Source organism: Parashewanella curva (genome assembly GCF_003675895.1).
Classification (GTDB): Bacteria; Pseudomonadota; Gammaproteobacteria; order Enterobacterales; family Shewanellaceae; genus Parashewanella; species Parashewanella curva.
The window spans coordinates 129,922-153,321 of the sequence record NZ_ML014754.1; the positions used below are offsets into that span (position 1 = coordinate 129,922).

The window sequence follows — 23,400 nt, forward strand, 5'->3', positions numbered from 1 at the left end:
ACTCCGTCCTAGTATTAACTGATGCCTAGGCTATTTGTTTTCTGTCTTACTTGTTACTTCAGACAAAAGCGCCATTTGATGGTCAGTCAGAGCTAGTTTTTCAAATAGTTCTGGTCGTCTTTGTAAAGTTCTTAACAAACTTTGCTGATGACGCCAGCGTTCAATTTTTTTGTGGTTGCCACTTAGCAATACTTTTGGGACACCAACACCATCCAAGGTTTCAGGTCGCGTATAGTGGGGACAATCCAGTAATCCGTCAGAAAACGAGTCCTGCTCGGCTGAGGCTTGCTTTCCTAGTACACCAGGAACCAATCTCGATATTGAATCAATCAAAGTCATCGCTGGTAATTCACCGCCCGAAAGCACGTAATCACCAATTGACCACTCTTCATCCACTTCTTGCTGAATAATGCGTTCATCAATACCCTCGTATCGACCACACACTAAAATCAGCTTTTGATTTTCTGCCAATTCCTCAACCCCGTTTTGGGTAAGCTTACGCCCTTGAGGGGACAGATAAATCACTTTTACACCTTCACCCGCTGCCGCTTTAGCAGCATGAATGGCATCTCTTAAAGGTTGCACCATCATCAACATCCCAGGGCCACCACCAAAGGGTCGGTCATCCACAGTACGATGTTTATCATGGGTGAAATCACGTGGATTCCACAATTGCACCTCTAATAAGCCGTTTTTAACGGCTCGTCCAGTAACTCCGAAGTCTGTAACCGCACGAAACATCTCTGGAAACAGAGTGATGATCCCTAGCCACATGCTTAGAAGTCCGGCTCCCAATCCACTAAAATTTGTTTCTCAGGCAATTTCACCTCAAGGATGAATTGCTCTGTGACAAAAGGAATTAAACGTTCCTTTTTGCCAAACGCATCTTTGATATTGGCTTTTACCATGAGTACATCATTGGAGCCAGTTTCAAGTAACTGTTCAACTTTGCCCATGTTGTAGCCTTTAGTATTGATTACTTCACAACCTATTAGATCTTTCCAATAGAACTCGCCTTCCGGCAATTGTTGCATTTCATCTGGCATCACTCCAATTTCACAATGAGTGAGTAGTTGAGCTTGCTCACGGTTTTCGATTCCTTCTATTGAAGCAATCACCGCTTTGCCTTGCTGACGCCAGTCAGTAACCTTTACCTCTCGCCATTGACCGTTTTCTTTAAGCAGCCAAGGTGAGTAATCAAAAATACCTTTAACAGAGTCGGTATAAGCCGTGATTTTCATCCAACCCTTAACACCATGACTGGCGCCAATTTTACCAAGTACGACTGGTTGTTGGTTACTGCTCATCAATTTATACCTTAACGCTATTAAGCAGCTGCTTTACGAGCGTCTTTGATCAGTTTTGCAACACGATCGCTTAGTTGAGCACCAGTACCTACCCAGTGTTCAACACGGTCTAGGTCGATACGTAGAGTCTCTTCTTGACCTTTAGCTAAAGGGTTGAAGAAACCTAAACGTTCGATGAAACGACCGTCACGAGCATTACGGCTGTCCGTAACTACGATGTTGTAAAATGGACGCTTCTTAGCGCCACCACGAGCTAAACGAATGGTAACCATGCGTTATAAATCCTCTAACGATTTACCTTTCGGTAAAAAATAAAACTGGAACCCTGTGTTCGCATAGAGTTCCAGAAATGAAAGCCGCAAAATTCTACCTGAACTGGCGGTAAATGCAACTAAAAACCTTTTTTTTATGTGAACCAGCTAGACATATAACTATTACAATTAAGTTTTATTCATAATGATGCAGAATGGCTTTAAATTTGAAATGGATAATTTTAGACTGCTAGGAATTTAAGGTATTGATAAGTTAACAAAATGAATAACTCTTTAGTGTTTATTACTGTTTTAAGATCACTCTAAATAGATGGCTTTTGCAGATCAAACTGGACAGCCCAAACTTTTACAAATCCCATCAGGATATTTTTATTATGATGTCAAAAAGTCCATTGAAACCTGCCCATTAGGTGATAGTGACACGGTTGCTTGTTGGGAAAAAATCTCAAAACTTTGCCCCCAAGAAGCCACATCAAATTTATTTACTTTATTTCGGCAAGTTACTACTACATGTACGCCCTCATTAATATTGAACTTGCTCGGAGAAATAAATTTTTTAATTGAAGGTTCCTGTTATCGATTAGTCTACTTATCTAAAAAAAATGCTCCTCAAAGTTATTCTTGCATCAATTGCATACATCTAATAAAAATTAAACAAGAAGATGAGCCCTGTATTAGGAGGTTCTTCAGTTCAACACGACCTGTTTTTAATTTTAGTGAGATCCCAACTAAATGCAGTGTCAAAATACAGCCTACAATCAGTCTTTCTTCACAAACTGACAAGCCAAAACTTACAAGGGTAAAACTAGAACCTTGTTATTTAGCCCCTAAACAAACACAAACGTCCAGTTGCCAAACTGACAAACCAACGCTTTCAAGGGTAACACTTGAGCCTTTTTCTTTTGCTCCGAAGCATAAACAAACTGCCAGTAGTCAAACTGACAAACCAACGCTTTCAACTGTAACACTTGAGCCTTTTTCTTTTGCTCCGAAGCATAAACAGGATACTAGTACTCAAACCAAACTACCTTCACTCACAATTACAAAGCAGGCTAATGTCCCCACTCCACTAGTTACCCCCAAAATACCAAAACCAAAGACGCCCCAGCAAGAACCCACCCTACCATTACCTGAACTTCAACCTGCGCTTACAATCGTAAAAAAAACTCAACATGAGCCCAAACAAGCCTACAAAAACAAATCGTTAATACCTGATGATTACGCAGTAAACAGAACTTACATGCTACGCTCAGAGAAACAGCGGATTGCTATTTGGTGCTGCTACACACATTCGGGGCCAAAACCGAAAGGAGTTGAAATGAAATACCTCTGCAAACAAAAAAAAAGCAATAAAAAAGGTTAGCTTTTTGGCTAACCTTTCGAGTCGTTACCTTATCTACCTGGCATCTTCATACCCGGTGGGGTCATACCTTTCATGCCACGCATCATTTTCGCCATACCGCCTTTTGATGACATCTTCTTCATCATTTTTTGCATTTGGGTAAATTGTTTAAGCAGTTTGTTGACGTCTTGAATTTGGGTACCCGAACCTGCGGCAATACGACGCTTACGAGAACCTTTAATTAGATCTGGACGAGCGCGTTCTGCTTTAGTCATAGAGTTGATGATGGCTTCCATTTGATTAGTTAACTTACCATCTTGAACTTGAGCTAGTGCTTCTGGTGGTAATTGTCCAACACCCGGCAGCTTTTCAATCATGCTCATCATGCCGCCCATGTTTTTCATTTGAGCTAGCTGTTCACGGAAATCTTCAAGGTCGAATTTACCGCCTTTCTTCACTTTCGAAGCCAGCTTCATGGCTTTGTCTTTATCTACGCCACGTTCGATTTCTTCGACAAGTGACAGTACGTCACCCATACCAAGAATACGAGAGGCAACACGATCTGGATGGAATGGCTCAAGCGCATCCGTCTTTTCACCCACACCCAAGAATTTAATTGGCTTACCAGTAATGTGACGAATCGAAAGCGCCGCACCACCTCTTGCATCACCATCTACTTTAGTTAAAACAACACCTGTTAACGGCAATGCTTCATTAAAGGCTTTAGCAGTATTCGCCGCATCTTGACCTGTCATGGCATCAACAGTAAATAAGGTTTCTACAGGGTTGATACTGGCATGAAGCTCTTTGATTTCGTCCATCATGGCATCGTCAACATGCAGACGACCTGCGGTATCGACGATCACAACATCAATGAATTTTAATTTAGCATGAGCAATTGCGGCATTGGCGATGTCAATTGGCTTTTGGCTGATGTCAGATGGGAAAAACTGTACATCAACTTCATTGGCAAGGGTTTCAAGCTGCTTAATCGCCGCAGGACGGTATACGTCAGCACTTACTACCAATACTGATTTTTTATGGCGCTCTTTTAACAGTTTAGAAAGCTTGGCTACCGAAGTGGTTTTACCCGCACCTTGTAAACCCGCCACCATAACAACCGCTGGTGGCTGAGCCGATAAATCTAATGCTTCATTAGATTCACCCATGGCTTTTTCAAGCTCACCTTGAACGATTTTAACGAAAACTTGACCAGGGGTAAGGCTCTTAGCAACTTCCTGACCAACCGCACGTTCTTTTACGCTTTTTACAAATTCACGAACTACAGGTAAAGCAACATCGGCTTCTAATAAAGCCATACGCACTTCACGTAGTGTTTCTTTAATATTGTCTTCAGTCAGGCGACCACGGCCACTGATATTCTTTAAGGTACGGGACAGTCTGTCACTAAGATTCTCAAACATATCTTGAGCTTTACCTATAATCCATCTAAAAAATTGGGACTATTATCCTAAAAACATCAGCCGAACGCTAGTTAAGTTAATGACTATCTGCTGAGCCACTAATTTTTGAGTTTTCACATTCCTTAAATTTAGTAATATGCTCTACACTCACAAGCTTGCTAAAATACCCGCTAGCTGTGTTGTAACTTTTGCAAGTAGAGCAATTACTTGCTGCAAGCTACGCCTTGCTAGCAAACATTTTTGCTACGCTTGAGAACGTACCCAGCTAATATTTTTAGGATTATACGCAAATACTTATCAATGAGGGCATTCTCAATCAAAGATTTTTGATTTATCACCAATCAGGACTGGTAAAGATTCTCATTTTTATCTAGAAAAATAAAATTAAACTCGCTCTTAGCGCAAAAAACAGTTAAATTTTACCGTATCAATCAAAACCTAGAAAAAACGTTAAAGCTCTCTGTTTTTTAGCGATATTTTGATTTTGTAGAAGAGAGTTTAATTAAGGCTCTTAACCTCTTTTCTAGGCTTAAGGACACTAATTCAGGACAGGTTATATACTAATGGTTATTTTTTCTGCCGCCGCTATTTTCTTTTACTGCTGGGCATTTTATCTAGTCTCTAGCCGTTTATTTCATACCGAAGGGCCAAATAGAAAACTGGTCGTGCTTATTGCTGCGTTTGCTGTTTCGCTTCATGGTGCAGCCCTTAGCGAAGCCATTATCACCGCTGATGGTCAAAATTTTAGCCTTACCAATGTAATATCTTTAGTTAACTGGATTATCGCCCTTACCTTTACGATTGTGTTGATCAGAATGAAGGTTATTGTCGTTGTTCCTGTAATTTACGCCTTTTCCATTATTTCTGTGGCATTGCTTTGGTTAGTGCCGCCTGAATATATTTACCACTTTGAGCAATATCCTGAAGTGCTCGCTCATGTCATTTTATCTTTAATGGCATACAGCACCCTGATGATTGCCGCTCTGTATGCTATTCAATTAGCCGTCATTCAACACAAGCTTAAAAGTAAGCAATTAATCATGAGCTCTGCAATTCCACCGTTAATGACTGTTGAAAAGCAGCTTTATCACTTGGTTGTTATTGGCGTTATTTTACTGAGCTTGGCTTTAGCTACTGGCTTTATCTTCTTAGATGATATGTTTGCAGAAGGTAAAGGTCACAAAGCCGTATTGTCTATAATTGCTTGGTTTGTTTATATCGCGATGCTTTGGCAGCAATATCAAATCGGAGTAAAAGTTAAAACAGCGGTGATTTATACTCTTACTGGTGCAACCCTGTTATCGGCTGGTTACTTTGGCGCGAGAATTGTCAAAGAGCTGATACTTTCGTAAAATTGTTGACACAGAGGCTATTTAACACAATGATAGCCTCTCAGTCCCCTAAACAATTGGACTGATTGTAAGTTTAATCACCTAACGGAGCCCTTCTTGGACGCTATCTCAACCGGAACCCTTCTGGTTACCTTAATAATCCTCATCATGTGTTCGGCGTATTTCTCAAGTTCAGAAACTGCCCTAATGACTCTAAACCGATACCGCCTTCGTCACCTTGCTGACAGTGGAAACCGTGGGGCACAACAAGCTGCAAAACTATTAGAAAAACCCGATCGATTAATTGGCTTGATTCTCATTGGTAACAACATTGTAAACATCATTGCTCCGGTAATTGCCGCAGAAATTGGGCATCGTATGTCTGGTGACCTCGGTGTCGCTGTGGCAACAGGCATTCTTACATTAGTCATTTTGGTTTTTGCAGAAGTAACGCCAAAAACACTTGCTGCACTCCACCCAGAAAAAGTCGCTTTTCCATCCAGTTACATTTTGCGAGTGCTCGCCGTAGTAATGCAGCCCTTGGTCTACGGGCTAAATCTGATAACCATGTTCTTCTTGCGCTCTTTGGGTACAGATAAAGAAACTTCAGCTAATGCCTTAACTCAAGAAGAATTAAGAACCGTGGTTAACGAAGCTGGCGCACTTATCCCACAACGCCACCAAGACATGCTACTGTCGATTTTAGATTTAGAAAAAATGACAGTGCAAGATGTGATGGTGCCTCGTTCAGATATTTATGCCATCAACATGAATGACGACTTTAAACTCATCAATAAGCAAGTGATCCAAAGCCCTCATACTCGTGTTCTGGTTTATCGCGATAACATTGATGATGCTGTTGGTTTTGTCCATTTACGAGATGCGCTACGTCTTCAATCGAAGCAACAATTTAGTAAATCTTCTCTACTTCGTGCGGTAAAAGAGCTGTACTTCATTCCTGAAGGTACACCACTCAACACGCAGCTTGCTAATTTCCAGCAAAACAAAGAGCGAGTCGGTTTGGTTGTAGACGAGTACGGTGATATTCAAGGCCTTGTTACAGTAGATGATATTCTTGAAGAAATTGTTGGTGACTTTACTACCTCAATGCTGCCTGCACCAAGTGAAGAGATCATTCCTCAACAAGACGGTAGCTATTTGATTGACGCAGGTATTAACGTCCGTGACCTCAATAAAGAAATGAAGTGGGATATGCCGATTGACGGTCCTAAAACGCTAAACGGATTGATTTTAGAATATTTAGAAGATATCCCAACCGAACGAACCAGTTTACGTTTAGCTGGTTATCCAGTTGAAGTGGTTGAAGTCGCTGGAAATATGATTAAAACAGTCAGAGTTATGCCTCAATTTTATAAACAAACGCATTGATCTTATCAACGCTAAGCACTGAAATTCTTTTCAGTGCTTTCTTTATCTCATCTAATAAACATTTACTTTTCTCTTTTTACTTTTCTCTTTTGTTAAAAAAATAGTTATACCTCAAGATGTAAGCTCTTACCATCAAAGTAGTTGCGCACCTATAAACTTAAAACACTTTTAATTTAACTTTAAGAAACTAAAGGATTATTTGAATCATACTTAAGACATCAACCCTCATTATGGAAAATATTATGTTACAAGCTGCTATTGGAGTAAAAACACAAACATCCATAACATCTACACAAGGATCTCTTGAATTAAAACCTTTGGCTGCTGATACTACAGATGTTCAGCCTAAGGCAGATACTACTATTGTTACGATTAATAATAGCTATCAAGTAGATGCACTTTTTAGGCGTAAAGATGTAGGAGTTATTCGTAGTGCTTATATTTCCCGATTTTTAAAAATAGCACCACCAGTACAAGCTGGAGTATCAGTAATTACAAATGCATTTACAGTAACAAATAATAAAGTTACTAAGCAGGCTGAAGCTATCCCTCAACAGCAACTTGATAGAAGACAGCAAGAGAATAATGAGTTACACAACAAGATGTCTTCTGAACAAACTGTTGCTGTTGAATATAATCCCCAAATTAGTAAGGAAGACCAAGCTTTAATAGATGAATTAGAACTGTTCTAGAAACGAGCCTGATTGATATCAGGCTATAAATATCTCTACTTTTTCCTTTTAAGCGCATCCAATTTGATGCGCTTCTCTACAGCTTGCTCACTCACCTTTTGGTTCAATTCGTTAAGCCAACCAAAGGAAAAATAAATCTCTGCAACAAGAAATAGAGGGCCAATAAAAAGTTGGCTTAGATCATCAATAAACGCTGGCTTCATCTCTTCAAACTTATGCCCTAAAAACTGTAAAATCCAGCCAATAACAAAAACCACCAACGCCACCCAGCCACTTTCATTAATGACTGAGATACTATTTGCAAGCCAAAGCAGAGGGCCAAATAACACCAACATCCCTATAGCTAACTTTACATTAAGGTAAAAATAATAGGCCATAACCACGGCAGCTAAAATCATTGCGGCTGTAATTTCATAACCCGACCCAAGAGAAAAACTAAATAAACTTAACCAAACCATAATTGACCAAATAATGGTTGGAATGCCTATAAAATGAGTGATGATATTATTGGTATTTAGGTGAACGCTTTTATAGTTAGCTAGATGCTCTTCAATCGTTTTCATCGCTACTCACTCCTTAGAATAGTGCTACCAATCTAATTCAACCTCTTATCTTGGTCAAGATTCAACCGTCGAATCACAATTGAAACATTTGCTAACATTCACAACTGTAAATGAGCCTATAACTTGATTAAAATCACAGTTTGTCAAAGAAACCGTGGTTTTGTTATGTCTATAAAAACATCATTAAGTGCAGTAGCAGTATCTCTTTCACTTCTACTCACAGGCTGTAACACAGCACCAGCTCCAGAGTCAGCTAAAAGTGTGGTTGCTAAGCAGTCTGAATCTGAGAAAGCCAATAAACTGTTTGACGACATGTTTATGGAATCAGTAATGGCTAGCCCTGTAAGCCAAACTTATTTAGGCATTAAAAAGGATTACGGTAAGTGGGACGATTTAAGTGATAAGTCATACGCTGAAGATCTGGCTCGTACAAAAAGCAATCTAAAAAAACTTGATAACCTAGATTACGCAAAGCTAGATACTCAAACCAAACTAAGTTATGACCTACTTAAGCAAAGCTTAGAGCAAGACATCGAAGACTATCAGTGGCGCTATCACACCTACCCAGTGAACCAAATGTATGGCGTTCACTCTACAACTCCATCATTCTTAATCAATCAACATCGCATTGATAATGTTGATGATGCAAAGGCTTACATCAGCCGATTAAACGGTGTTAAAGCGCGTTTCGAGCAATTAGAAGATGCGCTAACCATTCGTGCTGACAAAGGCATCATTGCACCTAAGTTTGTATTTAACTACGTGATTTCTGATAGCAACAACATTATCAAAGGCGCTCCTTTCGCTATAGGTGAAGACAGCGTATTGTTGGCAGACTTTAAACGTAAAGTGAATAAGCTTGAAATCAGCCAAGCCGAAAAAAACCAGCTAATTGCAGACGCTAACAAAGCGTTACTCAAGAGTGTTGGTCCTGCGTATAAACAGTTCATTGCATACGCGAAAAACTTACAAGCTAAAGCGGATACTCGTGATGGTGCGTGGAAGTTACCTAACGGTGAAACTTTCTATAACAACGCACTTGCGCGTACGACTACCACCGACATGACAGCAGACCAAATCCACAAACTTGGTCTAAAAGAAGTCGCTCGTATTCACAATGAAATGCGCGCCATTATGAAAAAAGTGGGCTTCAAAGGCTCATTACAAGAATTCTTCAAATTCATGCGTGATGACGAGCAATTCTACTACCCTGATACCGAAGAAGGTCGTCAAGCTTACTTAAAAGAAGCAACGGCTATGATTGACAACATGCAATCTCGCTTAGATGAAGTGTTTAAGATCAAGCCTAAAGCACCACTTATCGTTCAGCGTGTAGAAGCTTTCCGTGAAAAGTCTGCAGGTAAAGCTTTTTATCAGCAACCAGCACCAGACGGTTCTCGCCCGGGTATGTACTACGCAAACCTGTATGACATGAAAGCTATGCCTAAGTACCAAATGGAAGCTTTGGCTTACCACGAAGGTCTACCGGGTCATCACATGCAGATTGCTATCTCTCAAGAGCTAGAAGGTATACCTAAGTTCCGTAAATATGGTCGTTATACCGCTTATGTAGAAGGTTGGGGACTTTATACTGAATATTTCCCTAAAGAAATGGGCTTGTACAAAGATCCATATTCTGATTTTGGTCGCTTAGCTATGGAACTATGGCGTGCATGTCGTCTAGTCGTTGATACAGGTATTCACGAGAAAAAATGGACTCGTGAAAAAGGTATTAAGTATTACACAGACAACACACCAAACGCGGTATCTGATGCCGTGAAAATGGTTGAACGTCATATTGTAATGCCATCACAAGCAACAGCTTACAAAATCGGTATGATCAAGATCCAACAGTTGCGTGCTAAAGCTGAAAAGCAAATGGGTAATAAGTTTGATATACGTGACTTCCACACTCTAATCCTGAAAAATGGCCCATTACCATTAGACGTACTAGAGCAGAAAGTTGATAACTGGATTGCTAACCCACAAAGTATTTAAACCATTTTAAATATGTGACAAAAGGCAGCTGATTAGCTGCCTTTTTTATGCTGAAAATAAATTTAAATCTTTCACTAACGTTCCTTTATTATCCAAAAGTATATATTGCTATAAAAACCATCATTCGGTATAAAAAAGCCACATAACAATTATTATAAGGCTGTAGCGTGCTACACGGAGAAGGAACAGAAAAGCTTACCACTCAAATAGATAAGCTATCTACACTGTCAGGAAAAGGGATTGCATGGCTAACATTAGTCATGGTGCTTACAATGACCACGGTCGTTATTTTAAGATATGGCTTTGACATAGGCTGGATTTGGCTACAAGAAAGCGTACTTTACATGCACGCTTTTGTATTGATGATAGCAATGAGCTACACACTCCTCGTCGACAAGCATGTACGAGTAGACATTTTCTATCGCAATTTACCTAAAGCGAAAAAAAATAAAATTAACCTCTTTGGGCATATCTTTTTTCTATTACCCACTTGTGGTTTCATCTTAATCATGAGCTGGCAATACGTTGCTCAATCTTGGTCGATTTTAGAGTCTTCACAAGAAGCAGGCGGATTACCACTTCTGTTTATTCTTAAATCTCTACTCATCATCACACCCGTGTTATTAATTCTGCAAACAATCGCTGAAATTATTAAGGTTACCTTGATTAAGGAGGCAAACTAATGGAATGGATTGCCATCTTAATGTTTGTCGTCACATGTGTGGTATTGATGTTAGGATACCCTGTTGCTTTCTCATTGGCTGGAACAGCTCTTATCTTTGCGACCATAGGCGTTGTAACAGGGACTTTCGATTTCACCCTACTAAATGCCTTACCCAGTCGACTGTTTGGCATCTTAACCAACCAAACGTTATTAGCCGTACCCTTATTTGTGTTTATGGGAGTAATGCTAGAGAAATCTAAAATTGCCGAGGAGCTGTTACTTTCTTTAACCAAAGCATTTGGCAAGCTGCCCGCGGGAATGGGCATCGCTGTGATTATTGTAGGCGCATTAATGGCAGCAAGTACGGGTATTGTAGGCGCTACCGTTGTGACAATGGGTTTATTGTCTTTACCCACCATGCTTAAACACGGTTACAACCAAAGCTATGCAACGGGTGTAATTGCATCTACTGGAACACTTGGTCAAATCATTCCGCCATCAATCGCCTTGGTACTGTTGGGGGATGTGTTATCAAGTGCTTATCAACAAGCACAAATGTCTCAAGGTATTTTTTCCCCTGAAACAGTTTCTGTCGGTGATCTCTTTGCCGCTGCCATCATTCCCGGTTTGGTACTGGTGGGCTTGTACCTCATTTACTCCTTGATGATTGGTATTTTCAAACCAGAATGGACACCTAAGCAGACTCAAGGATCAAAACTTAAACTCAGTGAGCTGTTAACTGGTTTAATTCCACCATTGGTATTAATTATTCTGGTATTAGGTTCGATTTTATTGGGCTATGCTACCCCAACTGAAGCCGCAGGTATTGGGGCTTTTGGCGCTTTAGTGATCGCTCTACTTAAAAAGAAACTCTCTATAGCGACATTAAAAGACGTCACAATCAACACCACAACCATTACTTCAATGGTGTTTATGATACTCATCGGAGCCTCAATCTTTTCTCTCGTATTCCGTGGCTTTGGTGGCGAAGAACTGGTGCATTCTATGTTCGAGAATATTCCCGGTGGTCAATTTGGTGCCATTTTGATTGTAATGGCGGTGATATTTTTACTTGGTTTCATTCTGGACTTTATCGAAATCACTTTTGTCGTCGTCCCGCTTGTTGCCCCAGCTTTATTTATGATGGGTGTCGATCCTATTTGGCTGGGCATAATGATAGCCATCAATTTACAAACCTCATTTTTAACCCCGCCCTTTGGTTTTGCTTTGTTTTATTTACGAGGTGTAGCACCAAAAGAAGTGAAAACACCGGCAATCTATAAAGGCGTCATTCCTTTTATTCTGATGCAAGTATTGCTGATGGTAGCGCTAGCAATATGGCCTGAAATGGCAACGAGTCTTCCGAAAATAATTTACAGCTAAATGGAGAATTAACAATGAACAAATGGATAAAAACACTCTTTATCGGGATTACCTCCCTGCCCTTGTTGGTAGGTTGTGGTAAGGATGACTCAACAAAGAAAGTAACTGCTGAACAAAAAGTTTATAACTGGAAGTTAGTCACCAGTTGGCCTAAGAACTTTCCGGGGCTAGGTACTGCACCAGAGAACTTTGCTAAACAAGTAAATGAAATGAGTAACGGTAGGCTAAACATTAAAGTCTACGGCGCTGGTGAAATTGTACCGGGATTCCAAGTATTCGATGCAGTCTCTCAAGGCTCTGCACAAATGGGACACGCCGCCGCTTATTACTGGAAAGGTAAAATGGCCGCCGCACCTATCTTTACTGCATTACCTTTCGGCTTAAACGCACAAGAAACCAATGGTTGGCTGCATTATGGTGGTGGTCTTGAATTATGGCGTGAACTCTACAAACCTTTTGGCGTAATACCATTTGCAGGCGGTAATACTGGCGTACAATCGGCAGGATGGTTTAAAAAAGAAATCAATTCTGTAGACGATCTAAAAGGTCTTAAAATGCGTATCCCGGGTTTAGGTGGTGAAGTGATCCAAAAACTTGGGGCAATTCCGGTTGCATTAACTGGTGGTGAGCTATTTACCTCTTTGCAATCAGGTGCCATTGATGCCACAGAATGGGTTGGCCCGTACAATGATTTAGCGTTTGGTTTTCACAAAGTCACTGATCACTATTATGCTTCAGGCTGGCATGAGCCGGGTGCAATGCTTGAGTTCACTGTAAATGAAAAAGCCTTTAACGAGCTACCGAAAGATCTACAAAAGATTGTTGAAGTCGCCACCAGAGCCGTCAACCAAGACATGCTTGATGAGTACACTGCACGCAATAATGCCGCTTTAGAAACCTTAAAAACCAAACATGGTGTTGAGGTTAAAACTTTACCAGCGGATGTTATGCAAGCTTTGAAAAAAGCCAGTGCAGAAGTGTTAGCAGAGCAAGCGGCTGCGGATCCTATGTTTGCAAAAGTGATGGAATCGTATTCTAAGTTCCAAAAACAAGTTGGCGCTTATCATATGATTTCAGAGGTTGAGTATTATAAGAATCGTGGGTTATGATTTACATCGTTGAATGAGACTTTCTTTTTCTAAGGGGGAACTTGGAGAGCGCTCTCTAGATTTCCCTTTCCATTTCCCATTTTTATTTTGTGACAGCGATTAGAGCCTGTTGTTCGTTCGTGTTTATTTTTGCAGCGATAAATTGGTTGTCTTATACAAGGCAGACTTACTGAAGTGTGGCTGGACCGACATTCAAAACTGTCGTTACTTCGTTTCCAACATAAACATACAATAACGCAGCTGCTCGCTGTTTCAAAGAAAGTACCAATTTACGCTGTCTTCGATGCTTTTAAGCACAAAATTTAATCCTTAAAGATCAACACGCCCATAAAACTTTTAACTTGAAGATAAGCTACCTTCGTTGGGAAGGTCTAAGGTTCCATGATTTGTTGAATATGTAATTGCTCCATTAGGCTCAACTTTTCGCAAACCGCCATGCTCTTTTGTTCCAAAATTGTCAGGTTCAAAGTTTTGCTCTTTTTCGAAAAGGAGTAAGCTCTCCACCATAAAATTTGTTGGTTTATATTCGGTCTCGCTTAGCTTTATCAGCAATCCAAATTGAGTGGCGTTAGAATAAAGTTTGTTTTCCATCCGCTCTTCCAAACTTAGCACGTATGTAAAATGTTTTGGATTTACAATACTGCAAGCCAACTTTTTCTCCTGCGTAACCGGATCCGTAGTAGTCACCAATTGAACCAAGCTAACTAAATTTTTCCATTCATTTATCGAAAGTTTGCTCTTGATTTCAGCAATACGTACTTTGTTGGTTTTTAAAGACGTATCTACCCAAACTTCGCTCACAGTATGAACTCCAGAAACAGCCATACCTTCTCCCCCGCTATTAAGTCATGTAATAAGTTTATAACTTGAACAATTAGTTGTCATATTAATGATTCATCATAACCACTTAATATCCATCTAATCATCTAACAACCACTGATCACTCACAATGCTTTATAAAGGAGAGTATTGATACACTTGGAAGTTTGTTGGTTGTAAAAACAACTGGTGAAACTTAAACAATATTTAACTGTTATTTTTAGCTTATTGATTCACAATCTAAAAAATTTCTTTAGAAACAATACTTATGGCTGCTTCATTAGAACCTATTTTAGTCAAAATACCTGCAGATTTGCATTGGCAAATGTCAACTAAAGACTTAACTCGGGTAGCAGAGTTATCAAGCAAAGTATTTACTGTAAAATTTAATGACTTAAATCAATCGACATATCAAATGAGCATAAAATCCGAAGCAGGCAAAACTCCTCGAATAAGCTCGTTTGAATTTTCATCAATGCAACCTCTAGAACCAGTAATGCTCGTACAAAGATCTAGAGGAACTGCGTACTCGATAATTGTCCCCAAGGATTTAGCTCAAATACCCAAAAAAACCATAGAGAATTTCAAGTCATTTCTAATTCAAAAGCTATCGAGTTCATACTCTCAACTTGAAAAGGCATGCGCTAGCGATAACTTACCCCAATTACAGCAATTATGGGCAGAAGGAGTAGACCTCTTAGCTTGTGATAAGCAAGGAAATACAGCTCTACACATAGCCGCAGTAAATAATAGTACTCAGTGTATTGAGTTTTTAATAAGTAATGGAGTTTGTGTAGATGTATGCAACAAAGCAGGTATAACTCCCTTACATTGCGCTTGTTACAATGGAAATTTACAGGCTTATGAGTTATTAGTTAACAAGAATGCTAATGTTGATTCAACATGCCAAAAGGGCTGTAACATACTACATTATGCAGCAGAAAGTGATGATTTAGAATTGTTAAAAACACTATTGAATGAGCATCCAAATTTAATTTACAAAGAGAATATCAAAGGACACAATATTGCAATCTATTTAACCTTTAGAGGTGAGACTGCATTATTAGAAGATTTATTGGTTCGCCGCCCTGACCTCGTCAATTCCAAAGGCAAAGATCGCAAAACACTATTACATTGTGCAGCAGAAAAAGGGCATACAGGATGTATCCAAGTACTCCTGAATAATGGTGCAAATCCAAAGCTAAGAGACAACAATTTTGAGACGCCTATGTCCCGTGCTCAAGAAAAAAATCAGACTGAGGCTATTACTGTATTAAAGCAACATAGAAGCAAAAAATAATTGCTTACGGGTTTCCTTTAGCCCCCAGTTGTCTCTCTATCTCAGTCAAAATAACCCTAACATTCAAAGGTAGAGTATCCATAAATGGGTATACAGCATAAACCTTATTTATTGGTAACTGATATTCAGGAAATATTTCCACCAACTCGGGCTTCATTTGCTCAAATAAAAAATCAGGGACGACTCCGATACCAACTCTGTTGTTCAATAAAGAAAGGCAAGTGTGGAATGAGTTAGCCACACATTTAGCTTTAGCGGTGAATTCCAATTCAACCTTAGTCTTACGGTGCTTAAATTGATGGTAAATATGAGCCCCTTGCCAACTGTTGGCAATATAAGCATTAGCCACATCTGCACCATCTTTCATAAAACTTGAATGCCCACATAGTACGTCCTTAAACTGACCTATCCTTCGTTGCTTCATACCACTATTTGGCGATGGACCTACTCTAATGGCTAAATCGATATCTTCTTTACTGAGGTTCAGTAAGCGGTCATTACTGATTAATTCAGGCTCAAGTTCTGGATAGATTTGCATTATTTGGGAAGAGAAGAAATCCAAACTTTCTGGCAGAACATCATCGACCAAGGCTTCAAGGATGTCGATTACACAGAGGTTAAGTGGACACCAGAAGAAAATGGAAATGGATTTATTCTGACTTCAAGTTGGACAATGAACAAAGCTTATGGGGTTGTGCACCGTGAACACTGGGTAATTGATACCGATGGAAAAGCACGCTTAGCTAGCGATAAATTTGAAGTGCAAGGTGAGAGATAAAAATAACCCCAGCAAATTGCTGGGGTAACCAAATGAGGGTAATGGTTTCAAAGTCAACAACTTGAAATAGTTAAGTTATTGACACCATCGCAAAACTTGTTAATCAGATTAACTGATTTGCCTATCTCAGATAAAAGGGGTCGTTTTTTATCTCAAACAGGAATCAAATCATTTTGTAACGGTAAAGCCATTGTATTGATATCAGAACAGAGTTCAATACCACGTTACCTTTTTCTAACAACAAACTTTACTGCTCAAAATACAGGCAATTAAAAACCCAGAAACATAACCACTTGTTTTCAAATGGTTTTACTGTAAAAAACAAAACTTATTGGAACAGTATTCTATAAATAAAACAATGTTTTCATATTTTTCATATATAAAAACAAGCTACTTTCTTTCTTCATAAAGGCTTGCAAGGTTTTTATCCCAATATGGCGGTGTACCTATATGCTCTTTGATGAACTCAATGAACACGCTAACTTTAGGTGCTAAATGTTTACGGCGAGGATAAACAGCTTGTAATGGTAAATGATGACTTAACTGCCAGTCTCGAAGTAATGGCACTAATGTACCCTTTTCAATTTCATCTTCTAACAAATAAGAAGCCAAATAAACCATACCTAAACCACTAACAGCCGCTGATTTAAGCGCTGGTGCATTATCTACTTTGAAGTTACCTGACACTCCAATTTCACAGTAGTCATCGCCACGCCTGAACTGCCATGTGCTATGTTCATGCCATTCACCGTGATATACCAAACAGTTATGCTCAACCAAATCTTCAGGGCGCTTAGGTTCTCCGCATCTTGCAATATATTCTGGAGAGGCCACCAGCACAAACTGACTTTTCATTAGTGGTCGAGCCACCATTCCTAGAGGAAGTTGTTCTGACATCGTTAGCAACAGGTCTAACCCTTCGTTCACAACATCAACTTTGTGATCAAGCAAGCTAACTTGTAGTGACAATTCAGGGTGTTTTGCCATAAAGTCAGGTAAAGCAGGGATAATATGCATGGTACCAAAAGATTGAGAAATACCGACTTTTAGTACACCTCGTGTTGACTCATTTAGATTATGAACACTGGCTACAGATTGCTCAACATCTCTAAGCAACTCTTCACCTTGCTCATACAACATATTACCAGCTTCGGTAAGGCTCAAACTACGCGTGGTTCTTTGAATAAGTTGAATGCCGAGCTTATGTTCTAAGTCAGCAACTTGAGTACTAACTTTTGATTTTGAAATGCCTAATTTACGTGCTGCTGCACTAAAACTACCGGCACGAGCCACATGGGTGAAAATAGCAATTGGTTCTAACAATTCGAGCATGGAAGCCGCCTCAAGTAACGCACATCAATTGACACCGGATCTGATCTAAGAGGTAAATACCGCTTGGTATGATCAAATGAGATATTTGTTCACTAGCTGCAAAATTTGAGTAATACAGAAGTGAATATTTGTTATTAGTTATGCATTATATCAAAATGAGTTGACAATATTCCAGCGATTGAAACAGTGTGTTTATATTTTTCAACCGCTGTTTGTAGTTAAAAGCACCAAACGACTTCATTTACACCAATAATACTTTGATAAAAAAATCAATAAATATTCGTTTTTTATCGGTAAACATGAAATTGGTATAGGTACTAAATACATCAAAATGCAGTTAAACGATGTCTACCTGCATACGTAAAAGATAGTGACTTTAATTGTGCTATCGAGTTGTGAATTCTGGATAAGCTTCCATACCACACTCTAAAAGCTCTAAACCTTGCAGCTCTTGTTCTTTACTCACTCGTAATCCAACCAACTTATCGAGTATCCACCAAAGACCTAACGAAACATCAAAATTGATTATAAAAATAAGTAAGAAAGAGTATTTCGCACCAGGGTAGTGCAAAATTCAACCTTCTAGATTGTAGGTAATTTTGTCCACAGTGATTGGAAGCAACTGTTATTTATCAATACAATCAAATTCCCTATCATGCCCTCAATTTGAAAGCATTGAGGAAAAAGCGATGACGCACCCAATTATTAAAGATTTGAACAACCGCTATACCGCAAAAAAATACGATGCAAGTAAACGTATCTCTGCTGAACATATTAATGTCATTAAAGAAGCAATCCGTCTTTCTGCATCTTCCATTAACTCACAACCTTGGAAGTTCATATTTTTGGAAAGTGAAGAAGCAAAGAAACGTTTTCATAATACCTTTGCCAATATGCTCCAATTTAATCAGCCTCATGCAACTGAAGCTTCACATATCATTTTGTTTGCTCATAATCCTAAATTTAACAAAGAGGATTATAGAAAAGTGGTTGATGCTGAAGTTGCCTCTGGCCACTTAGACGCTGAACACTATGACAATATGCTCAATGGCGCCTTTGCCTTTGCTGAATTAAATACTGATGAGACTGGTGTAAACAGAAACTGGACTAAAGCTCAAACTTATATAGCACTTGGTAATATTCTGCACGTTCTGGCGCGTTTAGGCATTGCTTCAACACCGATGGAAGGCGTTGTTCCACAATTAATCGGTGAAGAATTTGCCGCTGAACTTGGTGGGTTTGAATGTGATTTTGCTCTGGCTATGGGCTACCACTTAGATGGTGAAGATTATAATCACGGTCGCCCTAAGGCTCGTTTACCTATTGAAGACGTTGTTACTGTTCTTTAGAGGTGTGTATACGGTCTCTAGTCAGTCTAAATTTGAAAGCCAACGTGGAGGAGTACCGATATATTCCTCCACAGCTTGTAAAAAACGCCGTGCCAGCATAGAACTTTTAATATGCGGATACAAAGCATAGATCCCCGCCTCTTTAGTGCCAATATAATAGTCTGGTAACAGCATCACTAAACCTAATTTTGATATTGAATTGTCCAGTATTGATACGTCAACGTAAGCGTAACCGAGTCCATCTTTTACTGCGTCTAATAAAGTTCGAATGTCATTCACCTTGTAACGCCCATGAAGTCGAATACTTTCCTGTTATTCGATATCCCCTTTATGAGTAAGCGTTATTTGATCGAGGGTAATTTCAGGGTTTTTATAGATCACACAAGGTAGGTTTTCCAAATCTTTAGGGCTAGATGGTTGACCGTTTTTATCGATAAAACTTTGAGCTGCGATTAGCACATAATTTACATCTACGATTTTTTTTGCAACCAGCCGAGAATCCACTAATTTTCCTAACCGAAAAGCCAAGTCAAAGTTCTCCGAAATAATGTCAGATTTAATGTCTGACAATGAATGTTCGATTTCTATCTCAGGGTAAATATTAATAAATTCAGCAATGACGGGCGCTAAATATTGATGACCAAAATATTTAGGAGACGTAACTCTTAATCGGCCTTTGGGCTCAGATTGATAAGAGCTGGTAATATATTTGATTTCGTTTAAGTTATCTTTGAGCTAAAGAGCTGTGGTCAATACTTCCTCACCAGCAAGAGTAAGAGAAAATGAACGAGTTGAACGATTAAGCAGCCTTACTCCTAAATCCGCTTCTAGCTGTTTAATTTTTTTTGATAAAGACGATCTATCCATATCGTGTAAAGCCGCCGCTTTCGTGAATGAACCTTGTTGCACTACGTCTAAAAATAACAATAGCTGACTGCTTAATGCCACTGTAAATTATCTCTCAATTATTAATTGGCATACTTTACCTTAAACAACAAAAAAAGGCGCTACAAGAGCGCCTGAACTTCCAAGGAGATAAGGGAAGATAATATAAGGGAAAGGTTTAAGTTAAAAATTAAATACTATGTTCTTTATGTACTTTCTGGTTGTTAATGGTCACTGGTAAAGCTTTTAATTCAGGAATCGCCAATCTTACTTCTTGCTCTAATTTAGCTAAAGACTTGAAGTTATCGCACATTTGATCAGCTTGTTGCTCAAAATCGGCGGCCTGCGCTTCGATACGAGTCTCTAAATCTTCCGCCATTGTTTCCATTTTTTGCTCTAATGCGGTCAGTTTTTCACTAAAGCTTCCGCCATCCGATGACATTAATGCAGCACCAACATTCATAAGAATACTGCCAATGGAACTTTTCACTGCATTTTCGATTTCTTCTTCGAAGTTTTGGTCAAATGCTTGCTCAATCGTAGATTCAGTAGCACCAAGGTAGTAGGAGTTACCATCTTGATATGCAACTTTGCCTATACGCTCTTGAACCTTTTCCATAACTTCTTCAAGCTTACTACCCGCTTCATCGCCAAGTAGGGGAGTAAGTGCTGAACCCATAGCATCAGACGCAAGTTCTACAGCCCCATTCACTAATTCGATCACTTGAGGAACCTGATCGACTACCTCTTGGCGATATTCAGAAACCAAACGTTTTTGACCTGCATCTAAATCAACTTGTTCGTCATTAACAAATAAACGATCACCTACTATGCGGTATTGTTCATTACCATTATCACTTACCGTTAACTCATTTGAAGAAGCAGTGATGTCATAATTAAGTGAGATATTACACTCTTGACGATGCTCATCATGAGCAAAAGCCGAAGAAGCCATAAATGAACTAGCAATGATCATTGAAGTTGTGGTTTTAGCAAAAGTCATGGTGAAGTTCCTTTATCATTAAGTTGTACTAGCTATATCAGGAACTGTGCCAAAAAACATAAAAAACTGTTTTAAAAGGATTTTTTAAATGGAGAGGAAAATATGGACAAGTGATGGAGAATATAGAAAACCAAGAGTTAGCAAAAATCACTAACTCTTGGTTAAAAATAACTAGGCAGTTTTTTCAAACATAAGATCCCAAACACCATGACCCAATCTTTGGCCGCGTGCTTCGAATTTAGTTAATGGGCGATGCTCAGGGCGCTCAACATAATCTTGAGTTTTAGACTGATTTTTATAACCTTCAGCAGCATCCATTACTTCTAGCATGTGCTCTGCATAGTTTTCCCAGTCAGTAGCCATGTGGAATACACCGCCAACTTTCAACTTACGTCTTAGCAGTTGAACAAATTCAGGCTTAACAATACGACGCTTGTGGTGACGCTTTTTGTGCCAAGGATCAGGGAAGAATAACTGAACGCGTGCTAATGAGCCGTCTGCAATCGAGTTTTCTAATACTTCAATCGCATCGTGGTGATAGACACGAAGGTTAGTCACTTCTGCTTCTGCTGCGCTAGCTAAGCAAGCACCAACACCCGGTTGATGAACTTCAATACCGATATAGTTTTGCTGTGGAGCTGCAGCAGCCATTTCTACTAAAGAAGCACCCATACCAAAACCAATTTCGAGAACGGTGTCAGCTTCACGACCAAATACAGACTCTAAATCAATTGCCTCTGGGCTGTAATCCAATCCCATTGTTGGCCATTGAGTTTCAATAGCGTGGGCTTGTCCTTTGGTTAAACGACCTTCACGTAATACAAAGCTTCTAACTTTACGAAGGTACTTGCCTTCTTCATTAAATTCAGCGGTGGTAACTTCGCTCATTATTGCCTCAAATATCTACAGCATCACAAAAAGAAGATGCATTATCTACAAAGTGAAAAACAGTGCAAGTATCTTGTTTAGTTAATCGATGCCGATTACACTGCCGCCATGACTAAAATACCCTCTTTTTCAGATCGTATCATCAACTGGTACGACATTCACGGACGTAAAACCTTACCTTGGCAGCAGAATAAAACCCCATATAAAGTATGGATTTCTGAGATCATGCTTCAGCAAACTCAAGTCGCTACGGTTATTCCCTACTTCGAAAAATTCATGGCTAGCTTTCCTAGTGTGTCTGATTTAGCCAATGCAGAACAAGATGAAGTTTTGCACCACTGGACAGGGCTTGGTTATTACGCCAGAGCCAGAAACTTACACAAAGCTGCTCAACTGATCAGAGACAAGTATCAAGGTAACTTCCCCACAAACTTTGAAGATGTCATTAACTTACCCGGTATTGGTCGCTCAACCGCAGGTGCGGTACTTTCATTATCCTTAAGTCAGCACCACGCCATTCTAGATGGTAACGTAAAGCGAGTTTTGGCTCGTCATGGTGCAATTTCAGGTTGGCCGGGAAAAAAAATTGTTGAAAACCAACTTTGGGAAATTGCAGAACGATATACACCAAAAAACGAGATACAAAAGTACAATCAAGCCATGATGGATATTGGTGCCATGATTTGTACTCGCTCTAAACCAAAATGTGAGCTTTGTCCAGTTGCGGTAGACTGCCAAGGGCAGCGCCAAGGCAATCAAACCGATTACCCTAGTAAAAAACCAAAAACGGAAAAACCAGTCAAAACCACTCATTTTTTAGTACTAAAGCAAAATGGGAAGGTATTACTAAAGCAACGCCCACCAAAAGGTATTTGGGGCGGGCTCTGGTGTTTTCCTGAGTTTGAAACAGCTACTGAGTTAGAGCAATACTTACTATCGAACAAGATATCCACTGATAATGTCCTGTATTTATCTGGATTTAGACATACCTTTAGCCACTATCATTTAGATATTAGTGCTTCTTTGGTAGACTTAAACGATAATAACCATCAAGTTAATGAGCCACTTGTTTCTAACAGTTATTCGGAGCTATGGTTTAATTTAAATCAGCCTGAAAAAGTAGGACTCGCGGCGGCTACGGAAAAGATCTTAGCCGAAGTAAGATCGATAGAAGATGAGGAATAAAATATGGCTCGCACAGTAAATTGCGTGTATCTAAATAAAGAAGCTGACGGTCTAGACTTTCAACTTTACCCAGGTGAAATTGGTAAGCGTATTTTTGATAACATCAGTAAAGAAGCTTGGGGACTTTGGCAAAAGAAGCAAACCATGCTGATTAATGAGCACAAGCTTAACATGATGAACGCAGATGACCGTCAATTACTAGAAAAAAAGATGGTTGAATTTTTATTTGAAGGCAAAGACGTCAAAATTGAAGGTTACGTTCCTGAAGATAAATAACATCACTTGTTGCTCTGCAAAACTAAACATTAGTTTTGCAGAGCAATGCTGCTTTGAGCCCCACTCTAAAAATCATAAAAAAATTCAGCCCACATACAGCGCCGTTAAAAT

The 23,400-nt window shown here is 39.4% G+C and carries 25 protein-coding genes and 1 pseudogene; 13 read left to right on the forward strand and 13 right to left on the reverse strand.

The genetic code is table 11. The features are described 5' to 3' along the window. Nucleotides 1-30: 30 nt before the first annotated feature. The 3 genes from trmD to rpsP are packed head-to-tail and all read right to left on the reverse strand — an operon-like array spanning nucleotide 31 to nucleotide 1,579. Entirely contained in the window at nucleotides 31-774 is a 744-nt protein-coding gene (gene trmD / locus D5018_RS01815; protein ID WP_121837274.1) for a tRNA (guanosine(37)-N1)-methyltransferase TrmD, read from the reverse strand. A 2-nt stretch (nucleotides 775-776) separates the two neighbouring features. After that, complete coding sequence (gene rimM, locus D5018_RS01820; protein ID WP_121837275.1) at nucleotides 777-1,307, reverse strand: ribosome maturation factor RimM; 531 nt, start codon at nucleotides 1,305-1,307, stop codon at nucleotides 777-779. Nucleotides 1,308-1,327: 20 nt separating this feature from the next. Next, complete coding sequence (rpsP, locus tag D5018_RS01825) at nucleotides 1,328-1,579, reverse strand: 30S ribosomal protein S16 (RefSeq protein WP_121837276.1); 252 nt, start codon at nucleotides 1,577-1,579, stop codon at nucleotides 1,328-1,330. A gap of 310 nt (nucleotides 1,580-1,889) precedes the next feature. Here rpsP and D5018_RS01830 point away from each other — a divergent pair, with 310 nt between their 5' ends. Continuing rightward, a complete protein-coding gene (locus D5018_RS01830; RefSeq protein WP_121837277.1) occupies nucleotides 1,890-2,942 on the forward strand; it encodes a hypothetical protein in 1,053 nt (350 codons plus the stop codon). A 29-nt stretch (nucleotides 2,943-2,971) separates the two neighbouring features. On the opposite strand, the gene ffh is transcribed toward D5018_RS01830, so the two are convergent. Further along, complete coding sequence (gene ffh, locus D5018_RS01835; RefSeq protein WP_121837278.1) at nucleotides 2,972-4,345, reverse strand: signal recognition particle protein; 1,374 nt, start codon at nucleotides 4,343-4,345, stop codon at nucleotides 2,972-2,974. A 563-nt stretch (nucleotides 4,346-4,908) separates the two neighbouring features. On the opposite strand from ffh, the gene D5018_RS01840 reads away from it, so the two are divergent. The 3 genes from D5018_RS01840 (at nucleotide 4,909) to D5018_RS01850 (ending at nucleotide 7,757) form a co-directional block, all read left to right on the forward strand. Continuing rightward, the gene (locus tag D5018_RS01840; RefSeq protein WP_121837279.1) at nucleotides 4,909-5,697 is read left to right on the forward strand and encodes a cytochrome C assembly family protein; all 789 of its coding nucleotides are present in this window, start codon (nucleotides 4,909-4,911) and stop codon (nucleotides 5,695-5,697) included. Nucleotides 5,698-5,793: 96 nt separating this feature from the next. After that, nucleotides 5,794-7,065: an HlyC/CorC family transporter gene (locus D5018_RS01845; RefSeq protein ID WP_121837280.1), complete on the forward strand. Its 1,272-nt coding sequence runs from the start codon at nucleotides 5,794-5,796 to the stop codon at nucleotides 7,063-7,065. A 242-nt stretch (nucleotides 7,066-7,307) separates the two neighbouring features. Further along, nucleotides 7,308-7,757: a hypothetical protein gene (locus D5018_RS01850; RefSeq protein WP_121837281.1), complete on the forward strand. Its 450-nt coding sequence runs from the start codon at nucleotides 7,308-7,310 to the stop codon at nucleotides 7,755-7,757. A 35-nt stretch (nucleotides 7,758-7,792) separates the two neighbouring features. Here the strand turns inward: D5018_RS01850 and D5018_RS01855 are convergent, their stop codons facing one another. Next, nucleotides 7,793-8,320 (reverse strand): Mpo1 family 2-hydroxy fatty acid dioxygenase, encoded by a 528-nt coding sequence (locus tag D5018_RS01855; protein WP_121837282.1) that lies wholly within the window; start codon nucleotides 8,318-8,320, stop codon nucleotides 7,793-7,795. A 165-nt stretch (nucleotides 8,321-8,485) separates the two neighbouring features. Between D5018_RS01855 and D5018_RS01860 the strand changes: the two genes are divergently transcribed. From D5018_RS01860 to D5018_RS01875, 4 genes are all read left to right on the forward strand, one after another. Then, nucleotides 8,486-10,318 carry a DUF885 domain-containing protein gene (locus tag D5018_RS01860; RefSeq protein ID WP_121837315.1) on the forward strand — a complete coding sequence of 611 codons (1,833 nt, stop codon included), beginning with the start codon at nucleotides 8,486-8,488 and terminating at the stop codon, nucleotides 10,316-10,318. Between the two features lie 167 nt (nucleotides 10,319-10,485). After that, a complete protein-coding gene (locus tag D5018_RS01865) occupies nucleotides 10,486-11,001 on the forward strand; it encodes a TRAP transporter small permease subunit (RefSeq protein ID WP_243637357.1) in 516 nt (171 codons plus the stop codon). Next, nucleotides 11,001-12,365 carry a TRAP transporter large permease gene (locus D5018_RS01870; RefSeq protein WP_121837283.1) on the forward strand — a complete coding sequence of 455 codons (1,365 nt, stop codon included), beginning with the start codon at nucleotides 11,001-11,003 and terminating at the stop codon, nucleotides 12,363-12,365. The genes D5018_RS01865 and D5018_RS01870 overlap by 1 nt, the downstream gene beginning before the upstream one ends. Before the next feature lie 14 nt (nucleotides 12,366-12,379). Next, complete coding sequence (locus D5018_RS01875) at nucleotides 12,380-13,474, forward strand: TRAP transporter substrate-binding protein (protein ID WP_121837284.1); 1,095 nt, start codon at nucleotides 12,380-12,382, stop codon at nucleotides 13,472-13,474. Nucleotides 13,475-13,810: 336 nt separating this feature from the next. On the opposite strand, the gene D5018_RS01880 is transcribed toward D5018_RS01875, so the two are convergent. Then, on the reverse strand, nucleotides 13,811-14,299 hold the full coding sequence (locus tag D5018_RS01880; protein ID WP_121837285.1) for a hypothetical protein: 489 nt from the start codon (nucleotides 14,297-14,299) through the stop codon (nucleotides 13,811-13,813). Nucleotides 14,300-14,561: 262 nt separating this feature from the next. Between D5018_RS01880 and D5018_RS01885 the strand changes: the two genes are divergently transcribed. Next, the gene (locus D5018_RS01885) at nucleotides 14,562-15,593 is read left to right on the forward strand and encodes an ankyrin repeat domain-containing protein (protein WP_121837286.1); all 1,032 of its coding nucleotides are present in this window, start codon (nucleotides 14,562-14,564) and stop codon (nucleotides 15,591-15,593) included. A 4-nt stretch (nucleotides 15,594-15,597) separates the two neighbouring features. On the opposite strand, the gene D5018_RS01890 is transcribed toward D5018_RS01885, so the two are convergent. Then, on the reverse strand, nucleotides 15,598-16,131 hold the full coding sequence (locus tag D5018_RS01890; protein ID WP_121837287.1) for a LysR substrate-binding domain-containing protein: 534 nt from the start codon (nucleotides 16,129-16,131) through the stop codon (nucleotides 15,598-15,600). A 3-nt stretch (nucleotides 16,132-16,134) separates the two neighbouring features. Here D5018_RS01890 and D5018_RS01895 point away from each other — a divergent pair, with 3 nt between their 5' ends. Continuing rightward, on the forward strand, nucleotides 16,135-16,371 hold the full coding sequence (locus D5018_RS01895; RefSeq protein ID WP_207819189.1) for a hypothetical protein: 237 nt from the start codon (nucleotides 16,135-16,137) through the stop codon (nucleotides 16,369-16,371). Nucleotides 16,372-16,761: 390 nt separating this feature from the next. Here D5018_RS01895 and D5018_RS01900 read toward each other — a convergent pair whose 3' ends face one another. After that, nucleotides 16,762-17,703 (reverse strand): LysR family transcriptional regulator, encoded by a 942-nt coding sequence (locus D5018_RS01900; protein ID WP_121837288.1) that lies wholly within the window; start codon nucleotides 17,701-17,703, stop codon nucleotides 16,762-16,764. A gap of 385 nt (nucleotides 17,704-18,088) precedes the next feature. Beyond that, nucleotides 18,089-18,274, reverse strand: coding sequence for a hypothetical protein (locus tag D5018_RS01905; RefSeq protein WP_165904977.1), 186 nt, complete (start codon nucleotides 18,272-18,274; stop codon nucleotides 18,089-18,091). A 118-nt stretch (nucleotides 18,275-18,392) separates the two neighbouring features. Between D5018_RS01905 and D5018_RS01910 the strand changes: the two genes are divergently transcribed. Then, nucleotides 18,393-19,052, forward strand: coding sequence for a nitroreductase family protein (locus tag D5018_RS01910; protein ID WP_121837290.1), 660 nt, complete (start codon nucleotides 18,393-18,395; stop codon nucleotides 19,050-19,052). Between the two features lie 21 nt (nucleotides 19,053-19,073). Here the strand turns inward: D5018_RS01910 and D5018_RS01915 are convergent. The 4 genes and pseudogenes from D5018_RS01915 to trmB form a co-directional block, all read right to left on the reverse strand. Next, nucleotides 19,074-19,766, reverse strand: a pseudogene (locus D5018_RS01915) (substrate binding domain-containing protein). 21 nt (nucleotides 19,767-19,787) lie between these two features. Then, nucleotides 19,788-20,000, reverse strand: coding sequence for a helix-turn-helix domain-containing protein (locus D5018_RS22070; RefSeq protein WP_243637358.1), 213 nt, complete (start codon nucleotides 19,998-20,000; stop codon nucleotides 19,788-19,790). Nucleotides 20,001-20,127: 127 nt separating this feature from the next. Further along, nucleotides 20,128-20,940, reverse strand: coding sequence for a YggN family protein (locus D5018_RS01920; RefSeq protein WP_121837291.1), 813 nt, complete (start codon nucleotides 20,938-20,940; stop codon nucleotides 20,128-20,130). A 171-nt stretch (nucleotides 20,941-21,111) separates the two neighbouring features. Then, entirely contained in the window at nucleotides 21,112-21,828 is a 717-nt protein-coding gene (gene trmB / locus D5018_RS01925; protein WP_121837292.1) for a tRNA (guanosine(46)-N7)-methyltransferase TrmB, read from the reverse strand. A gap of 108 nt (nucleotides 21,829-21,936) precedes the next feature. Between trmB and mutY the strand changes: the two genes are divergently transcribed. Beyond that, complete coding sequence (gene mutY / locus D5018_RS01930) at nucleotides 21,937-23,013, forward strand: A/G-specific adenine glycosylase (RefSeq protein ID WP_121837293.1); 1,077 nt, start codon at nucleotides 21,937-21,939, stop codon at nucleotides 23,011-23,013. A gap of 3 nt (nucleotides 23,014-23,016) precedes the next feature. After that, nucleotides 23,017-23,289: an oxidative damage protection protein gene (locus D5018_RS01935; RefSeq protein WP_121837294.1), complete on the forward strand. Its 273-nt coding sequence runs from the start codon at nucleotides 23,017-23,019 to the stop codon at nucleotides 23,287-23,289. Nucleotides 23,290-23,400: the final 111 nt, after the last annotated feature.

Coding starts and splice junctions, on each gene's coding strand:
- trmD (WP_121837274.1), bottom strand. CDS start 774: ATGTGGCTAGGGATCATCACTCTGTTTCCAGAGATGTTTCGTGCGGTT.
- rimM (WP_121837275.1), bottom strand. CDS start 1,307: ATGAGCAGTAACCAACAACCAGTCGTACTTGGTAAAATTGGCGCCAGT.
- rpsP (WP_121837276.1), bottom strand. CDS start 1,579: ATGGTTACCATTCGTTTAGCTCGTGGTGGCGCTAAGAAGCGTCCATTT.
- D5018_RS01830 (WP_121837277.1), top strand. CDS start 1,890: ATGGCTTTTGCAGATCAAACTGGACAGCCCAAACTTTTACAAATCCCA.
- ffh (WP_121837278.1), bottom strand. CDS start 4,345: ATGTTTGAGAATCTTAGTGACAGACTGTCCCGTACCTTAAAGAATATC.
- D5018_RS01840 (WP_121837279.1), top strand. CDS start 4,909: ATGGTTATTTTTTCTGCCGCCGCTATTTTCTTTTACTGCTGGGCATTT.
- D5018_RS01850 (WP_121837281.1), top strand. CDS start 7,308: ATGTTACAAGCTGCTATTGGAGTAAAAACACAAACATCCATAACATCT.
- D5018_RS01855 (WP_121837282.1), bottom strand. CDS start 8,320: ATGAAAACGATTGAAGAGCATCTAGCTAACTATAAAAGCGTTCACCTA.
- D5018_RS01860 (WP_121837315.1), top strand. CDS start 8,486: ATGTCTATAAAAACATCATTAAGTGCAGTAGCAGTATCTCTTTCACTT.
- D5018_RS01870 (WP_121837283.1), top strand. CDS start 11,001: ATGGAATGGATTGCCATCTTAATGTTTGTCGTCACATGTGTGGTATTG.
- D5018_RS01875 (WP_121837284.1), top strand. CDS start 12,380: ATGAACAAATGGATAAAAACACTCTTTATCGGGATTACCTCCCTGCCC.
- D5018_RS01880 (WP_121837285.1), bottom strand. CDS start 14,299: ATGGCTGTTTCTGGAGTTCATACTGTGAGCGAAGTTTGGGTAGATACG.
- D5018_RS01885 (WP_121837286.1), top strand. CDS start 14,562: ATGGCTGCTTCATTAGAACCTATTTTAGTCAAAATACCTGCAGATTTG.
- D5018_RS01890 (WP_121837287.1), bottom strand. CDS start 16,131: ATGCAAATCTATCCAGAACTTGAGCCTGAATTAATCAGTAATGACCGC.
- D5018_RS01900 (WP_121837288.1), bottom strand. CDS start 17,703: ATGCTCGAATTGTTAGAACCAATTGCTATTTTCACCCATGTGGCTCGT.
- D5018_RS01910 (WP_121837290.1), top strand. CDS start 18,393: ATGACGCACCCAATTATTAAAGATTTGAACAACCGCTATACCGCAAAA.
- D5018_RS01920 (WP_121837291.1), bottom strand. CDS start 20,940: ATGACTTTTGCTAAAACCACAACTTCAATGATCATTGCTAGTTCATTT.
- trmB (WP_121837292.1), bottom strand. CDS start 21,828: ATGAGCGAAGTTACCACCGCTGAATTTAATGAAGAAGGCAAGTACCTT.
- mutY (WP_121837293.1), top strand. CDS start 21,937: ATGACTAAAATACCCTCTTTTTCAGATCGTATCATCAACTGGTACGAC.
- D5018_RS01935 (WP_121837294.1), top strand. CDS start 23,017: ATGGCTCGCACAGTAAATTGCGTGTATCTAAATAAAGAAGCTGACGGT.